General features: G+C 38.5%; 15 protein-coding genes. 10 read left to right on the top strand and 5 right to left on the bottom strand.

Going from position 1 to position 15033, the window contains the following annotated elements; genetic code table 11:
- Positions 1-30: 30 nt before the first annotated feature.
- Entirely contained in the window at positions 31-558 is a 528-nt protein-coding gene (locus tag D1094_RS05395; RefSeq protein ID WP_118959056.1) for a glycine cleavage system protein R, read from the bottom strand.
- A gap of 199 nt (positions 559-757) precedes the next feature.
- Between D1094_RS05395 and bamC the strand changes: the two genes are divergently transcribed.
- The 10 genes from bamC (at position 758) to D1094_RS05345 (ending at position 12259) form a co-directional block, all read left to right on the top strand.
- Positions 758-1927 carry an outer membrane protein assembly factor BamC gene (gene bamC / locus D1094_RS05390; protein ID WP_118959055.1) on the top strand — a complete coding sequence of 390 codons (1170 nt, stop codon included), beginning with the start codon at positions 758-760 and terminating at the stop codon, positions 1925-1927.
- A 413-nt stretch (positions 1928-2340) separates the two neighbouring features.
- Positions 2341-2724 (top strand): BlaI/MecI/CopY family transcriptional regulator, encoded by a 384-nt coding sequence (locus tag D1094_RS05385; protein ID WP_118959054.1) that lies wholly within the window; start codon positions 2341-2343, stop codon positions 2722-2724.
- Positions 2725-2726: 2 nt separating this feature from the next.
- The gene (locus D1094_RS05380) at positions 2727-3707 is read left to right on the top strand and encodes a M56 family metallopeptidase (RefSeq protein ID WP_118959053.1); all 981 of its coding nucleotides are present in this window, start codon (positions 2727-2729) and stop codon (positions 3705-3707) included.
- Positions 3708-3720: 13 nt separating this feature from the next.
- Positions 3721-5001: a TolC family protein gene (locus D1094_RS05375; protein ID WP_118959052.1), complete on the top strand. Its 1281-nt coding sequence runs from the start codon at positions 3721-3723 to the stop codon at positions 4999-5001.
- Between the two features lie 8 nt (positions 5002-5009).
- Positions 5010-6248: an efflux RND transporter periplasmic adaptor subunit gene (locus D1094_RS05370; RefSeq protein ID WP_118959051.1), complete on the top strand. Its 1239-nt coding sequence runs from the start codon at positions 5010-5012 to the stop codon at positions 6246-6248.
- A gap of 10 nt (positions 6249-6258) precedes the next feature.
- Positions 6259-9402, top strand: a complete 3144-nt coding sequence (locus tag D1094_RS05365) for an efflux RND transporter permease subunit (protein ID WP_118959050.1) — start codon at positions 6259-6261, stop codon at positions 9400-9402.
- Complete coding sequence (locus D1094_RS05360) at positions 9392-10117, top strand: HupE/UreJ family protein (protein ID WP_118959049.1); 726 nt, start codon at positions 9392-9394, stop codon at positions 10115-10117. Before D1094_RS05365 ends, D1094_RS05360 begins: the two co-directional genes overlap by 11 nt.
- Positions 10118-10143: 26 nt before the next feature.
- Complete coding sequence (locus D1094_RS05355) at positions 10144-10674, top strand: hypothetical protein (RefSeq protein WP_118959048.1); 531 nt, start codon at positions 10144-10146, stop codon at positions 10672-10674.
- A gap of 29 nt (positions 10675-10703) precedes the next feature.
- Entirely contained in the window at positions 10704-11036 is a 333-nt protein-coding gene (locus D1094_RS05350; RefSeq protein ID WP_118959047.1) for a DUF6488 family protein, read from the top strand.
- A gap of 395 nt (positions 11037-11431) precedes the next feature.
- On the top strand, positions 11432-12259 hold the full coding sequence (locus tag D1094_RS05345; protein ID WP_118959046.1) for a MipA/OmpV family protein: 828 nt from the start codon (positions 11432-11434) through the stop codon (positions 12257-12259).
- Between the two features lie 209 nt (positions 12260-12468).
- Here D1094_RS05345 and D1094_RS05340 read toward each other — a convergent pair whose 3' ends face one another.
- From D1094_RS05340 to D1094_RS05325, 4 genes are read right to left on the bottom strand one after another with little or no spacing between them, the layout of a single operon-like run.
- Positions 12469-12657, bottom strand: coding sequence for a hypothetical protein (locus D1094_RS05340; RefSeq protein WP_118959045.1), 189 nt, complete (start codon positions 12655-12657; stop codon positions 12469-12471).
- Positions 12658-12705: 48 nt separating this feature from the next.
- Positions 12706-13410, bottom strand: a complete 705-nt coding sequence (locus D1094_RS05335; protein ID WP_118959044.1) for a M15 family metallopeptidase — start codon at positions 13408-13410, stop codon at positions 12706-12708.
- 14 nt (positions 13411-13424) lie between these two features.
- Positions 13425-14591, bottom strand: a complete 1167-nt coding sequence (gene dapE / locus D1094_RS05330; protein ID WP_118959125.1) for a succinyl-diaminopimelate desuccinylase — start codon at positions 14589-14591, stop codon at positions 13425-13427.
- A 53-nt stretch (positions 14592-14644) separates the two neighbouring features.
- Positions 14645-14998: an arsenate reductase gene (locus D1094_RS05325; RefSeq protein WP_118959043.1), complete on the bottom strand. Its 354-nt coding sequence runs from the start codon at positions 14996-14998 to the stop codon at positions 14645-14647.
- Positions 14999-15033 lie beyond the last annotated feature (35 nt).

The raw sequence follows: 15033 nt of genomic DNA, 5'->3' as shown, positions 1-15033 counted from the left end.
CCTAATGTGATTAATTATCTAAATGAGTCACTATAAAAGATTTGTGGTTGCTTTTTTGATGCAACCTTGAACGTCAGTTTGCTGGCATAATTCGAGAAAATCTACTTCAAGATCTTCAAAACTGATTTTTTCAGTCAAAGCAAACAGCATACTTGCGCTCATATGATTAGTTTCTGGGTCAATTTCAGATTTCAAAGACGATATATCAATTTTACGGGTAGCAAAAAAAGCGGTCATCGCTTTTAAAATACCCGGTTGATCGATACCTGCATAATCTGCTTGATAATGATGAACCAAATCAAAAGTACGGTGCCCTGAGGTACGTTTCATCATGGTAATTAAATCTAAACTATGAGCAATGGCTGGTATTCTGGCTTCTATCTTGTTAATGGCACGTGATTCGCCATTAAGTAGCATAATAAAAGTAAACTCAGAACCAAAAATAGCCATTCTACTATCTAATATATTACATTCGCATTCACTTGCTAATTTAGTTAATTCGCTAACACAACCTGTACGGTCTGCTCCCATTGCTGTTAGCACTAAATACTGTGACATTCATTACGCCTAAATTGCTTTTTAAAGGGGCATTGTAACTTATTGCAGAATAAGTTGGAATCATCTTAAAGTTTATTGGTCATATGCCTTGTGTTTGCAAAAACAGGCAAGTACCATGGGCGCAATATTTATTTAGTGATAATTTTGCAAATTATTTTTTATTTGGTATGGGTTTAAATCGCATGCCGCAGGAGTTTTAATGAATCGTCAAGTATTCTTTTTATCATTGCTAACCTTATCAATAACAGCTTGTAGTTCTATGAATAGTAAACAGGCAATGGGTGACTTTGACTATGCTGAGAAGCCAGAAGCTAAACCGCTAGTTATACCTGAAGGTTTAGATAAACCAGCTGAGCAAAAAGAATTTTATGTCACGAATAAAGTAAACCATGACGGGCCTGTAGGTAAGAACATGGATATTAGGGCACCATCTTTGGTGCTACCTATAGCTGCTTCTTCACGAGTTGTTGAAGAATCAAGTATTTCTACTATTTGGTTTGATAAAGTGCTCGAAGACAGAGAATTATTAGCATTTATTGAAAAAGTAGTACTGGAAAAACTTGATCAAGACGCTATAGGGTACACTAAGGTCGAAGAAGATATTGAAATCACCTTAAGTAAAGTGCTTGAAGGTGCAACAAGCTTAAAAGAAACCAGTATAGCGAGAGAAGGTGTAAAAACCTCTATTATAGAATCTGACTGGTATCATGATGAGGTTGAGTCAGGATGGTTATTCACAGAAATTGAATCTGCGACCAGCTTACGATTTAGGTATCAGCTTGTTGCTAAACCCCATGGTAGAAGCGTATCGTTAACTGTGTCAATGGTTGACTATATGCGTACCGATAAGCGTGGTGGCAATAAAACGATGGATCCTATTGATAAGCAACGTGCTGAAAAAGCAATGCTGAACTCAATAATCTCTTTAGTTGATTACAACTATCGTGTTCAACAACGTGAAAACCGTTTAATGCGTTCAAATCAAAAGTTAGTTTCTTTTGGCAAAAATCCTGAAGATGAACATGCATACGTGGTTGAGATGGAATCTGATAAATTGTGGGAAAACATGCCGGTTTTCTTTGAAAAGCACGGTTTTACTATCTCAGACTTAAACGAAGAAAAGCGCATTTATTTTGTTGACTTTGTGAAACCTGAATCTAGTGTTTGGGATGCTATATGGGGCGATGACGTTCCTGTAATTGATGTGAATGATGCCCATTATCAATTTGTATTAGCCCCATTAGATGAAAAAGGTGAGCAAACATCAGTGACTATTTATAATGCTGATGGAGAGCCTTTAACATTAGAAACGTTAGAGAGAATTTTCCCAGTGATGGAAGCAGGGTTATCTTTTAGAAATGTTTTCTAGCTAAATTTTGTTAAAGCAAGGCTTTTAAAATACCCAACATAAAAAAACGCCTTAAAGGCGTTTTTTTATGTTTACTTGTAGTAGCTCATATCTGATCCGACACTTTTAGATTTTGGATTTGACTTAATTGTACAGTTGATTAGGTCAGTAAAGTACGAAAGCGAACATAAATATCAAAAGCTCTTAAAGCTATATTTAGTGTTCATAAGGCGTTGAGCTATCCCCATATTGATAGCCACCAAAACGGCCATAGATATTCTAAATCAAATCACTAATCCTTCCGGAAAATCAGCCATACTTTCCATGAAGTCACATCTTAAATTTATCTATTATCTTTCATAATAAACAAAAACCGATTGCCAATCGGTTTTTGTTGTGCCACCATATTGCTATCCATATTTAGAGTGAAATTTATGCAGCTAGGTGAATTAGAAAAGATAGTTCTTCAGTATTTGTGGAACAAAAAAGAAGCTGATGCAAAACAAGTCCATAGTGTACTTGCCGTGACTCGTGGAAATTCGCTAAATACCATTCAAAGCACGTTAGATAGGCTATTCAAGAAAGAGCTTCTTAGTCGCAGTAAGCAAGGTCATGCTTATTGTTATCGCGCTAAAGTAGATCGTGAAAGTTTAATCGCGCAATTAATTGCAAATGTTACTAGTGATTTTGTTGAAGATGGTGAGAATAGTTTAATCGCTGCCTTTAGTTCAGCGTCCTCACAATTAGATGATGCTCAACTCGATACGCTTGAAAGCCTCATCGAAGAGCAGCGTAAACTCAGAAAAGGGCAACAATAACAATGATCGTTGGGAACTTAGCAATTGCTTTAAACTTAATGAGTGTCGCTGTGTTGGCATTTATTATTTGTATTGTATTTATAAGTGCTATTGCTAAATTATTTATTCCAAAACTAAACAACACCACCTTTACGGTGCGTAAATTTTCTTTATGGCTTTTAATTACTGCCCCGTGGTGGGTTGCTACGTTATGCATAGCCCTATTCTGGCCTCGCCAAAGTAATGGCGTTTATTTATCATGGTTCGAAGAGCTTGCCCATTGGCATCATATCGATATTTTTAATTTTTTCAGTTGGCATGCAATCACGTTAATGCTTGCATCTTTATTTGTCGTAGGGGTATGTATTTCGGTTATTTATCGAAAAAGAAAACAGTCTGCCTCTTTGTCTAATCTTCTCGACTTTGCACAAGATAAAAAAATTCAAGGGCTAGATAATAGCGACTATTTAACATTGTCAGTACCAACGCCTATCGCATTTACTACAGGTCTTTTATCCCCAAAAATCTACATCTCAACGGGCTTGCAAGAACAAGTTAGCGAACAAGAGTTAGCAATTATCTTAAAGCATGAGGCTGCTCATGTAGAAGCTAGAGACCCTCTTTTCAAGGTGCTTTTTTCTGTGTTTGCTGGTTTCTTTCCTTCAAGCATAAAGTTACAACTACTAGATAAATATACCTTATTAACGGAACAGCTAGCCGATAGTAAAGTCGCTAGTAAATATGATAATTTGGATGTTGCGCAAACCTTAATAAACGTTGCTCGAATGCAGCGAAATATATCAAACCATCACGTAGGAACGAGCATAAGCCATTTTGGATACGATCAGACTAACACTCGTATACAAAGCCTTATTAAACCAATAACTTCGACTCCACGCACTCTTCTACTGACAGCAGCAGTGCTTACTATAGTTATGCCATTGCTTACCGCTTCAACCGTCGATAGCTTCCATCATTTTATTGAAACTATTTTCACTCACTAATTAAGGATTAGGAATGAAATTTATACCTAAATATGGCACGAACAAAAAACCGATACCCAATCGGTTTTTTATGGCGTTTTTAGTATTTAACTCAGTGTTTCCAGTTTTTGCACAAGAGTCACACGAGCCAACTGTCAGCATGGAAGATGCCGTATCAATGACACTTGAAAATCACCCTGAATTGAAATCGCTGGTTCTGCAAAAGCGAGTTTGGGAAGGACGCATTCAGCAATCTTCAATAGGCCAGCGCCCACAAATATCTTTTATGGTTGAAGATGCACTAGGCACTGGTGATCATAGTAGTTTTGACAGCATGCAGTCTACCCTAACTTTTTCATGGTTATTGCAACAAGAGCAAGTTGAAAGTCGAACAACGAATACAAAAAATGAAGCAAGTCACGTTGAAATAGAACGTCAAGTTAAAGCACTGGATCTATCCGCATATACTGCCAAGCAATTCATAGAAATATTGGTAAAGAAGGAACGACTTAGATTAAATAAAAGAGCAATTTTACAAGCACAAGAGGTTGTGCAACTTACGGCTGATAGAGCAGATATCGGAAAAGGCTCAATTGTTGAATTAAAATTAGCGCAAACAGAATTAGTGCGAAGAGAGTTAGTTGAAGAAGACCTAAAACATGAGTTAATGGCTGATTATTATAAATTATCTTCTCTTTGGGGCAATCCATCAAAAAGCCTCAGTTTAAGTGGTAATTTATTGTCTGTACCAGCTATTCCGTCAGTAGCCTCTCAACTTGATTTATTAAAGCAAAACCCTCTATTACAAAAGTATGCGAGCGAACAGCGGATCGCCCAATCGCAAATGGAATTAGCACGTATTGAAGCCAAACCTCAGTGGCAATTTACCGCAGGCGTTCGCCGATATGAGTCAACAGATGACTTTGGCTTAGTTGCAGGTATTTCGATTCCTTGGGGAGACGGTAGTCGCAACGCTGGAACAATAACGGCATTACAAGCTAAACAAGATGTATTAGCCAGCGATCAAAATGCCATGATGTTAAAGCTTGATGCTCAACTATTTGTGTTACTGCAAGAAATGGATCATTCACACCATGTTATTGAAACGATACAAACAAAGATCATCCCTAATTTAGAAATCGCATTATCTGAAGCAAGCAATGCTTACGATAAAGGACAACTTAGCTACAGCCAGTGGAGCGAAGTTAGACGTGAGTTACTTAACGCCCAATCTCGATTAATTGATGGCTATCAGAGCTTACACTTACAACATATCGAAATACAGCGCCTAACAGGTCAATCCATATCTCAGTGAGAACATTTATGAAAAACAATAAAATTCTGTCGTCATTGAGTTTGGCGATTTTATTATCCTTTGGCAACATTAGTTCCAACATAGCTATTGCAGCAAGTACACCTGCTGTTGAAGAAGCCGAACCAGAAAAAGGCCCTAATCGTGGCAGAATGCTTAGAGATGGAAAGTTCGCACTAGAACTCGCTATTTTTGAAACAGGGGTGCCGCCTGAATTTAGAGTATGGGTTACTAATGATGGTAAAGCGGTTGCGCCTACTTCTGTCGATTTAAACATTAAATTAACCCGTCTTGGTGATGGTATTGATGACATTAACTTTGTTGCTCAAGGAGACATTCTTAAAGGTGATATGGTTATTTATGAGCCTCATTCGTTTGTGGTAAACATCAATGCAACATATCAAGGGAAAACACATCAATGGCAATACGATAATCTAGAAGGTCGCACAACCATTGAACAGGCTGTCGCTGATGCAATGGAAATTCAAACAGAGATAGCTGGAGCGGCAACGTTACATCAAACTATTCCAGCGTTTGGTTCATTATCGTTGCCTGTAGGTTCCCAGCGTAATATTGCTGCTAGGTTTGAAGGGGAAATCACTAAATTACACGTTGGCTTTGGCGATAAAGTCAAAAAAGGTCAAACACTGCTTACCGTTGAAAGTAATGAAAGTCTTAAACCTTATGCCGTTAAATCACCAACCAGTGGAGTTATCACTCAGCAGTTAGCAAATAGCGGTGAGCAAACCAATGGTCGCAACTTACTAACGATAACCAATAACAACCTTTATATTGCAAAGCTTGCGATTTACCCAACTGATTATCAAAAAGTAAAAATAGGTAGTCCCGTAACGCTTGAAATAGACGGTGTTGATGCACAAGTTTCAGGCGTTATTTCTTTTACAGAGCCAAAGGTGAGAGATGACCAAGCCAGAATCGTTTGGGTGGAAGTGCCAAATGAAGAGAAAACTATGTTTGAAGGCAGTTTTGTAAAAGCGCAAATAGAGGTCGCAACGTTTGATGTGCCGTTAGCGGTTAAACGCGTTGGTCTTCAAGCTTTTAGAGACTTTACAGTCGTTTACGCTAAAGTTGGCGAGCAATATGAAGTTCGCATGCTGGAATTAGGTAGAAAAGATGGTCAGTGGATTGAAGTGCTCGGCGGCTTAAAGGCTGGTACAGAGTACGTAACCGATAATAGTTATATTTTAAAAGCCGACATTGAAAAGTCTGGCGCATCACACGACCACTAGGAGCGTATCAATGTTAGAGTCCATTTTACGCTTTTCAATAAAGCGGAAGTTCCTCGTTATGGTGATGGTACTTGCTGTTTCTGGTTTAGGCATCTGGAATTTTACTAAACTACCAATAGATGCAGTACCTGATATTACTAATGTACAGGTGATGATCAATACTGAAGCCGCAGGATATACCCCACTTGAGGTTGAACAAAGAGTAACATTTCCCCTTGAAACTGCGTTATCAGGTCTACCAGGCTTAACCTATACGCGCTCTGTTTCACGTTATGGTTTATCTCAAGTTGTGGCGATTTTTAATGATGATACTGACATTTATTTTGCGCGTCAGTTAGTCAATGAGCGTTTATCGGCAGCACGCTCTGAATTACCTCTTGGTTTAGAACCTGAGTTAGGGCCAATCGCGACAGGTCTAGGTGAAATATTTATGTTCACCGTTGATGCAAAAGAAGGCGCTACTCACCCCGATGGCTACGCAATCACTCCTATGGACTTACGTACTGTTCATGACTGGACTATTAGGCCGCAATTAATGCGTGTACCTGGTGTTGTGGAAGTAAACCCTATCGGTGGCTTTGAGCGTGAGATCTTAGTTGCATTTAATCCAGAAAAACTAATGGCATTTGGCTTAACGCAAGCAGATGTTGTTAATGCAATAGCCAGCAATAACCAAAATCAAGGTGCGGGTTTCATTGAGCAAAAAGGTGCCCAATGGTTGCTAAGAGTTCCAGGACAAGTTACCAGCATGCAAGCCGTTGGCGATATTGTGCTACAAACACACAAAGGCTCTGCGATTTATGTCAAAGACGTAGCTGACATTGAAAATGGCAAAGGGTTGAGAACAGGAGCTGCAACTCAAAATGGCCGTGAAGTGGTCATGAGTACGGTATTTATGCTTATCGGCGAAAATAGTCGTACCGTTGCGCACGGTGTAGGTGAAAAGCTAAAAGAAATTAATGCGACTCTACCAGAAGGCATCGTTGCTACTGCTGTTTACGATAGAACAAAATTAGTGGATAAAACCTTAACAACCGTGCAAACCAACTTAGCGGAAGGTGCAATTCTAGTAATCGTGGTGCTGTTTGTTTTATTGGGTAATTTCCGCGCCGCATTCTTAACGGCGTTAGTGATCCCATTTGCCATGTTAATGACCGTAACAGGGATGGTGCAAACGCGAGTTAGTGCCAATTTAATGAGCCTAGGCGCTTTAGATTTTGGCTTACTCGTTGATGGAGCCATTATTATTGTTGAGAATTGTTTACGCCGTTTAAGCCAAGCAGGGCCAAATCCGTTGCCTTTAAAAGAGCGAATGGAATTAGTGTTTGAAGCCACGCGTGAAGTTATTCGCCCTGCGTTGTTTGGTGTATTTATTATTACTGCTGTTTATTTGCCGATATTTGCTTTAGAAGGCGTTGAAGGCAAGATGTTTCACCCAATGGCAATTACAGTAGTTATCGCATTGCTGAGTGCGATGTTACTTTCAGTAACCTTTGTACCCGCAATGATCGCGTTATTGTTTAAAAAACCAGTTAAAGAAAAACATAGCCCATTAATGCGAGGGGCAGAAGTCTTATATCGTCCAGCTTTAAACTGGGTGATTAAAGCTCGATGGTTTGTCGTGTTTTCAGCCTCGGCGTTAGTGATTTGGTTTGGTATTCAAGCGACTAATTTAGGCAGTGAATTTGCGCCTAATTTAGATGAAGGAGATATTGCCATGCACGCTTTGCGTATTCCAGGTACGTCTTTGAGTCAAGCTATTGCACTGCAATCGACGTTAGAAGAAAAAATTAAACAAATGCCTGAGGTTGAGCGAGTCTTCGCAAAAATTGGCACCGCTGATGTAGCAACTGATGCAGTACCTCCAAGTGTTGCCGATAACTTTATTATTCTTAAGCCTAGAAACGAGTGGCCTGATCCAAATAAAAGCAAAGCACAAGTTGTCGAAGAGTTAGCAGCACTGGTTGAGCCAATTCCGGGAAACCGTTATGAATTCCTACAGCCTATTCAAATGCGATTTAACGAGCTACTTGCTGGTGTTAGGGCAGAACTGGCAATAAAAGTATTCGGTGATGATTTTGATTCATTAGCAGCACTTGGCGCTGAAATTGAGTCTGCAATTGCTCAAGTCGATGGTATTGCCGATATTCAGGTAGAGCAGATAACAGGTTTACCTATGTTGAGCTTAGTGCCTAAACGTCAGAAACTTATGCAACATGGAATTAGCATTGCCCAAGTGCAATCTCAAGTAGCAACTGCAATGGGTGGCACCATTGCAGGGAAGTTTTATCAAGGTGACATACGCTCGGATATTGTTGTTCGCTTAAGTGAGACAAGACGTAATAATATTGATGAACTATCGTACTTACCGATTCATTTACCTGATGGTCATGCTATCCCTCTACAAGAATTAGTAACGCTAGAGCTTATTTCAGCTGCAAATCAAATCAACCGTGAAAACGGAAAGCGCCGTGTGGTAGTCACCGCTAATATAAGGGGTCGAGATTTAGGCAGTTTTGTTGCAGATATTCAAGCCGCTATTGGTGACAGTGTTGAAGTGCCTGCTGGATATTGGGTTGAATATGGCGGTACATATCAAAAGCTACAATCAGCATCAAAACGCTTGAGTGTTGTTGTACCTGTCACTTTGTTAATGATCATTGGCTTATTAATTTTGGCATTAAATTCAGTTAAAGATGCGATGATTATCTTTACTGGAGTGCCTTTAGCGTTGACTGGTGGTATTGCAGCACTGCTTCTTAGAGATATTCCATTTTCAATATCCGCTGCTGTTGGTTTTATTGCGCTATCAGGTATTGCGATTTTGAATGGCTTAGTCATGGTGTCGTTTATTCGAGAGCTTCGAAAAGACGGCGTTTCGCTTAATCAGGCAATATTTGACGGGGCTTTAACACGATTACGACCAGTGCTAACAACCGCACTCGTTGCATCCTTAGGTTTTATTCCTATGGCATTAAATACGGGGATAGGCTCAGAAGTGCAGCGTCCACTCGCAACGGTAGTTATTGGCGGGATCATTTCATCCACCTTACTGACCTTGTTTGTTATCCCTGCGTTATATCGAATTTTACATAGAGAAAAGGAGTCACTTTTGACTGAAGTTGAAGTATTGGAGTCATCTGATGCCAAATAATCTAACAATTAATACTATTGGCGTTAAGAATGTTATCAAGTATAGCCTGTACTTACTTATCGTTGCTTTTGCATTAATCAGTGTTGATGTTTTAGCACATGGTGTTGATGATAAGACGCGAGCTTTTTTAGAACAAAATACTGGAGTTCAATTCATTCCGTTTTTATACATCGGCGCTAAGCATATGATCACTGGTTATGATCACATTCTGTTTTTAGTCGGTGTAATTTTTTTCCTATATCACAGCAGAGATGTATTACTTTATGTAACCATGTTTACCATTGGGCATAGCGTCACTTTACTGTTTGGTGTTTTAAGCGATATTCAAGTCAACGCATACTTAATTGATGCCATTATAGGATTTTCAGTGGTGTATAAGGGTTTTGATAATTTAGGTGGCTTTAAACGTTGCTTTAACTGGCAACCAAATACGCAATGGGCAGTGCTAATATTTGGCCTATTTCATGGTTTTGGTCTGGCGACTAAATTACAAGAATTCCAATTACCAGAAGATGGGCTAATCACTAACTTAATAGCCTTTAATTTAGGTGTTGAGCTTGGTCAGTTTGCTGCTCTTGCAATCATTCTGATAGTGATAAATGCATGGCGTAAACTCCCATCATTTCAACGATTTTCAACATTAACTAACACTGCATTGATGAGTGCAGGTGTTATGTTGATGGGTCTGCAATTAACGGGTTATTTCACCATTTAATAAATCAAAAAAGATAAGAGAAAGTTATGCAACATACAGTAAGTAGTAAAACATTAATCAAAGCGAGCGTGTCAGCAATCGTTATTGCGGCCATCGCGATAGTCACACTGATATTACCAGCAGAATATAATATTGATCCTACGGGAATTGGCAAAAAACTAGGCTTAACTGTCTTAGCAACAGCAGGAGAAGAACAGCAACCAGCAACTAGTTTAGCTACCAGCAAAGGTACTGATGAATTTCAAACGATTGAAGTTACTGTACCAGCAGGGCGAGGTATAGAGTATAAGTTTTATATGAAGCAGTATGAGAAAATGACATATGAATGGTTAACAGATGGTGAATCACTCTACTTTGATTTACATGGTGAACCGGAGGGGGACACTACGGGATACTTTGAAAGTTTTGCAATTGCTACCACTAACGAAATGAAAGGTAGCTTTACTACTCCATTTGCTGGTTCTCATGGCTGGTATTGGAAAAATAAGACCGATAAAGCTATCGCTATACAGCTTATGGTCAAAGGCCAGTATGAAGTGATTGGTCTGAAACAATAATTATTACGATATAAACTCTGGAGAATACAATGAACAAAATACTATCAATTATTGCATTATGCACCGCTTTACTAAGCATTAATGTATATGCTCACGGTGATCATGATGTTATCAGCGGTCAAAAAGCACTTAGCATTGCTGCAAAAGCGATAAAAAAAATGACTTTCAAAGACGTTGGTTTTGCCGTAGGTAAGCTTGATGATACTTGGAAGAGCCTAGACAAATCTCAGTTTGCAATTTCGAGTGTTGAAGATAGCTATTATGTGGTTAGTGCTAGTAATCCAAAAAGTGATAAAAAAGTCTATTTTAAAATTGCCAAGAATGGTGAAGTCTTGGCGGCAAAAGATAAAAAGACATTTTAATTATAGTAATGAAGCACTGATAATAGTTATCAGTGCTTCAGGCTATATATCTTCAGCAAAAAAGCCTTAACGAATGCTTATATATTCTAAATAATAGTTTAATTTTAACGACTGATTTGAGCTTAAACCAACCTCACAAACAAGTATAAGCTTTTGATAATATTACCCTAGATATCTTTGGTTTTTTACAAAGGCTAATGTCCGTAATTGGCTAGCTGAAGAAATCACAAGGTCAATGTTAACAAAGATACGAAAGCTGAAGATAAATAGAAACTGTGATTTTTGCATGCCCTAAGTTAAAAGCATATCCACCCTCGAATATCTGAACCTTTTATTAATCCCATACGTATCCTAAAGTTAATAAGTATATTTCTGCACTAATTCAGGGTAACTCTATGAAAAATATAATAAGCCGACTTTTAATTCCTTCGATACTACTATTCTCAATCAATACTGTTATTGCACAAGACAACAAAACTGTTTTAGTGCCATTACCATCAGTTGATGATTTTACAAAAGGTGAAAATGGATGGGCGTTTGGGCTTGGGTTAGGTGTTGAATATGAGTCAGCATACGAAGGTTCAGATGAATTTGGTTTTGAACCTCAACCTGCTGGTGCAGTGCAATGGCGAGATGGAAACAATATCTATTATTTTGCAGGAGAAGCTTTTGGGTGGCGAAGTCTTGTTTCTGATGAGTGGCTTTTGGATGCTCTTGTAGGGTTTGATGAAGGCAGAGAAGAAGGTGATTCAGATGATGGGAGACTTGATGGGTTAGGTGATCAAGAGGAGGGTTTTGAACTAGTGCTTCAAGCACGCCGTTCTTTTACTCCTGATTGGCGCTACTGGCTAGTGGGGCGTTTAGTCGCTGGAGATGAGGGTAATTTAGGTTTGTTTGGTATTGGACGACGCTTTGGAGACCAATCCGATGGCACTGGTTCAGAAGTTAACTTGGTTGCAGTTTTTCATGATAGCGAATATGCCAATAAAGGGTTTGGAGTAAATGACGAACAATCTGCCGCATCAGGTTTAGATAAGATAAAAATTAGCGGAGGAATTCGCTCGATTGGTGTTGATTATAATTATCGACATAATATTAATGAAAGCTGGCAACTCTATGGCGAAGCACTTTTTGAATACTATAGCAGTGAAGTGCGAGACAGCCCTATTGCTCGAAGTGATTATGAAGCTGAAGTGGGTATTAGTGCTATATATGTATTTTAGACAGATCTAAAAATTAGTCATGACATTAGCAACAGTGAATATTTGTTTTGTTGCCAATGTCAGCTTTTGGCTAAGATACCGACTTTGTTGATTGTACGATGAGGTCAAAACCTATATTCAAAATTTTCAGATCAGATATGAGCTACTACAGTTTACTCAACGTTGTTTATCTCTGATTTAGAGCAAATACCGTTGTTTTAACGTAAAAGCTACTCTTTATCTTTATTGATAGTATCCATCTTGTGTGATGTTTTCTGCGTTCTAGGTAAAGTCTCTTTTAAATCATTTAACCCTTTTTTTCTTAGCTTTTGTTTAGCGCTTTTTTGAAACGAACTAAAATTGCCAATGAGTATTACTACGGCAATGCCAATTACGATAAATGTTAACCAATCTTCCAATGCATTATCCTCTTTTTTATTGATGAGAAAAGGAAAGTACGTGACTGTTTAAAGGCAAGTGAATTCTCCTTCGTTGACGTTGCTAATATACGTTTTAACGATAAAATCAAGATTGTTTATTATCATCTGCCCCCCCTCTATATTTGAGTGATTAATGCAATCTATTAAGATGTCGAGTTGAAAAGCTTGCTCATAAGCATGTGAAAGGGGGGCAAAGGATAAATGCCAAGGCTCTGCTGCAATGCCACCGCGATATTTATCGTAGGGAAAATAAAAATCAAATGCACGAGCGTGTTCCTTGAGCCATGCTGTTAATGGTGCGAAAGGGCCAGTACTTTCATATTCCCAAGGCTCTAACTGAAGTGTTTGCTGTTCAGGCAATAGTTTTTGCGAATAAATATCTATATCACAACCCCAATGATGTCGACTAGCACCAGGTAGCGCTGAAAATAATAGTATGGCATTGGCTTTATCTATGTCAGAAAGTGAGGATAAATTAACACTTTTTCCTACTTCATTTTTAACAGGGCTTCTACCTGAAAACTTATTATTCCATATCATTTTTTGGCGTTCAAACGAGCGAAAACCACTGGCAATATCTATTTTTATATCATCCGCTAAAGCAGCTTTTTGTAGGCTAGTAAAAGCACTGTGCATGTCTTGGTGAATAGCAACTCGCTCATCAATAAGTCTAATATGTTGCTCAGTTGTACCGAGTAACTGTGCTGCAGTAATAGGTGTAGTTAAAAACATAGTTAATAATGCGTTTAGTCAGTTAACATGCGTTTTAAGCACTCGTAATAAATATCAACTAATTGTTCCAAGTCTTTACAAACAACAGCTTCATTTACTTGATGAATGGTCGAATTACAAGGGCCAAGTTCTATTACTTGAGCGCCTGTTGGAGCGATAAAACGCCCATCAGATGTTCCGCCAGATGTCGATAGTTCAGGTGCTAAGCCTGTTACAACTTCTACAGATTTACTTACGCTTGCCAAGAAGCAGTGCTTACTGTCGGTCATTTCTGTGACAAAAGGTTTGCCATTAAAAGTCCATTTTATATCGTAATTTAATTCATGCTTTGTTAAGACAGACTCTATCGTATCGACGATCAATTGATCATTAAGTTCGGTGCTGTAACGTAAATTAAATAACGCTGTTAAGTGCCCAGGCACAACGTTAGTTGCGCCAGTACCTGAATTAATATTAGAAAGTTGAAAGCTAGTCGCTGGAAAGTAATCATTGCCATGATCCCAATGATATTGACTAAGCTCTGTTAGGGCTGGCATCGCACTATGAATTGGATTTTTAACATGTTCAGGGTAAGCAACATGGCCTTGTTTACCATGAATATCTACCTCGGCTGAGATTGAGCCTCTACGGCCATTTTTTATAACATCACCAATACGGTGAGTACTTGATGGTTCACCGACAATACAGTAATTTATTTTTTCATTGCGCGCTTCTAAAGTATCAATAACACGTGTTGTACCATTGATAAAAGGACCTTCTTCATCACTGGTTATGAGAAAGGCTATAGCGCCATTATGATCAGGATAATCAGCAACAAACTTTTCTGTTGCAATAATCATAGCAGCTAAACTGCCTTTCATATCGGCACTACCTCTACCATAAAGTACACCGTCGATAATGGTTGGCTCAAAGGGTGGGGTTTTCCATAATTCTAAGTTACCAGGAGGCACAACATCAGTATGCCCAGCAAAACAAAAAACTTTATCATTGAGAGTAGACTGCTGCCCATTTCGTCGAGACCATAAGTTGGTTGTATCTTCAAAAACCATGGTTTCATTGATAAAACCAATGTTTTTTAATCTTTCACTCATCAGTTGCTGGCAACCCGCATCTTCTGGCGTTACTGAAGGCCTAGAAATTAGCGCTTTAGCTAATTCAATTACGTTACTTTCATTAGGGATCACATTCTGTCCTTTATGTCACAGTTATGTAGAGTCTTAATTGCTATTAAAGCTTAAGATTTGGTATGAAATATTTCTTGGTACAACTCTGGTTTAAACCCAAGAGTTAATTGTCCATCATGAAGTAATAATGGTCTTTTTAATAATGTAGGTTGTTCAAGAACACAGGTAAAGAGTGCTTCATTTGTCAGGTTGTTTTTAATGTCTTCAGGTAAGTTTCTAAACGTAGTACTTCGTTTATTTAATAAGGCTGACCAATCACTTTTTTCGACGAAGCCAGTTAATAACTCAGGGGTGAGTTCTTGCTTTTTGAAATCAAAAAATTCATGGTTAATATTTTCTTGCTTAAGCCATTTTATCGCTTTTTTAACGGTATCGCAGTTATTTATGCCATATAAGGTGATCATTTTTTACTCGTAATATAATTTCTGGTGATTAACGT

Origin of the sequence: Colwellia sp. RSH04 (assembly GCF_003545765.1) — a bacterium.
Lineage (GTDB): Bacteria > Pseudomonadota > Gammaproteobacteria > Enterobacterales > Alteromonadaceae > Colwellia.
The sequence above is the reverse complement of the archived record's forward strand: the minus strand, read 5'-3'. Positions and strand labels throughout refer to the sequence as shown.